The sequence below is a fragment of the Pseudomonas sp. o96-267 genome (genome assembly GCF_003935465.1).
Taxonomy (GTDB): Bacteria; Pseudomonadota; Gammaproteobacteria; order Pseudomonadales; family Pseudomonadaceae; genus Aquipseudomonas; species Aquipseudomonas sediminis.
Genome location: NZ_RHQP01000082.1, coordinates 1 through 1,817, shown reverse-complemented (window position 1 = coordinate 1,817; position 1,817 = coordinate 1). Strand labels below are relative to the sequence as shown.

The following is a 1,817-nucleotide window of genomic DNA, read 5'->3' as shown; positions in this document are numbered from 1 at the left end:
GGCCAGATCGCGGTGCATCGGCAGCTTGGCCATGTTCATCTGGTGGCTCACCGAGCGCATGGCGCGATCTGTGTGCTCTTGTTCCAGCAGGTGTTCGAGCAGCCACTTGGACGAGGCTGTGTTCGACTCACCCTGTGCAGTTAACTCCGCCCAGGCCGTGGCCATGCCGTGCAGGCGCAGCTCCTTGAGTTCCGCCATCAAATCACGCATGACCGACCTCCTCGGCCTGGCCACGCAGGCGGTCGTAGCGCGCCGTGTTAGCGACGGGGGCTTCCTTGAGCGACAAGTGGCTTTCGACGCTGGGTGGTGGTTCGGTCGCGGCCAGGCGCGCCACGACATTGAGGATGTGTTCGGCGCTCAGGCTGCCGCTTTCCAGTACCAGCTCAACAGCCACCAGCACCGCATCGAGCCCGGCGACCGGTACGGCAGCCAGAACTTGCGCCATGATCCGGTCACCGCCGGCATGACGCCCCAGACCGTGCTTAAGCTGACGCAGCGGCGCCGGCAGATCAGCAAAGGGCGCGCCGTTGCGCAGCGCACCGGGCTTGCGTTCGATCAGCGGGAGGTAGTGCTGCCAGTCATAGCTGACCTGGTCGCGATCCAGCAAGCGGACATGGCTGGCGATCAGCGCGTCGTCAGCCACCACCTCGATTCGCGTCGGATACAAACGGCTGCTGACCCACTTACCCGCGTACTCACACGGCACCGAGTAGCGGTTGCGCCCGACGCTGACCAAGCAGGTGCTGGAGACCCGCGCAGGCCGCTCGACGTAACCGTCGAATGGCGCTGGCACAGGCATCAGTTCAGCGCGCTCCAACTCCAGCACTTCGGCCACACTCAGACCGCTGTATTGAGGGTGCGTCAGCTCGTTCCAAAGCGCGCGGCAGCGCTGGCCCAGCCAGGCATTGAGTTCCTCGAAGGAGTGAAACTGGCAGTCCTGGGCGTCTAGCCAGATACGCCTGCGGCTGTCTTGCACGTTCTTTTCAACGATGCCCTTTTCCCAACCAGCGGCGACGTTGCAGAAGTCCGGATCGAACAGGTAATGCGCGCACATCACCGCAAAGCGTGCATTCACCGCCCGGCCTTTGCCCTTATTGACCTTGTCGACGGCGGTCTTCATGTTGTCGTAGATGCCCCGGCGCGGCACGCCGCCCAAGGCGCCGAACGAGCGTGTATGGGCGTCAAATAACATCTCATGGCCCTGGCTCGGATACGCCACAAGCCAGAACGCACGGCTGGCACACAGCTTCAGATGTGCCACCTGCATACGCCGGTAAATGCCGCCGACCAGCAAGCCTTCCTCGCTCCAGTCAAACTGAAACGCCTCGCCAAGAGCAAAGGTCAGCGGCACAAAGGCCTGCGACGCCTTGCCCTGTCCCCCTCGCCAGGCACGGATAAACGCGGTGAGCTGGCTGTAGCCACCGTCATAACCATCGGCTTTGATTTGCGCCAACAGCGCCTTGGCACTGCGCCGCTGTTGCTTGGGGCGCAGCGAATCGGCTTTTAGCGCCTGCTCTAGCGTGACGTGAAAAGGGCTGAGTTTGTTAAAGATCGCGCGGCGTTGGTACACCGGCTGCTTGGCCTCAGGTGCTCTGACCCACTTGCGAATCGTGTTGCGCGCCAGCCCGGTGCGCTTGGCTATCTCATGCAGCGACAGCTTGTCGCGGAAATACATCCGGCGGATTTTGCCCATCATTTCCATACTGATCACCCTGTGTTCTCCTGCTCAAAAATTGAGCAGAAGCAGTTGAACACCTGGGTCAGTTTTCAGTCGGCAGAACAGCCTCTACTGGGTCAGTTTTCGGTCAGCGGCAACA

Annotated in this window: 1 protein-coding gene and 1 pseudogene; both read right to left on the bottom strand. The window is 61.8% G+C overall.

Annotation, left to right across the window (positions count from 1 at the left end; all coding sequences use genetic code 11):
* A pseudogene (gene istB, locus EGJ86_RS24810) lies at positions 1 to 210 on the bottom strand (IS21-like element ISPst3 family helper ATPase IstB); the annotation flags it as partial.
* On the bottom strand, positions 203 to 1,702 hold the full coding sequence (gene istA / locus EGJ86_RS24805) for an IS21-like element ISPst3 family transposase (protein ID WP_125836939.1): 1,500 nt from the start codon (positions 1,700 to 1,702) through the stop codon (positions 203 to 205). The gene istA and the pseudogene istB, both read right to left, overlap by 8 nt.
* Between the last annotated feature and the right edge of the window lie 115 nt (positions 1,703 to 1,817).

Excerpts from the sequence above, each read along its gene's own strand:
- istA (WP_125836939.1), bottom strand. The coding sequence starts at position 1,702 with ATGGAAATGATGGGCAAAATCCGCCGGATGTATTTCCGCGACAAGCTG.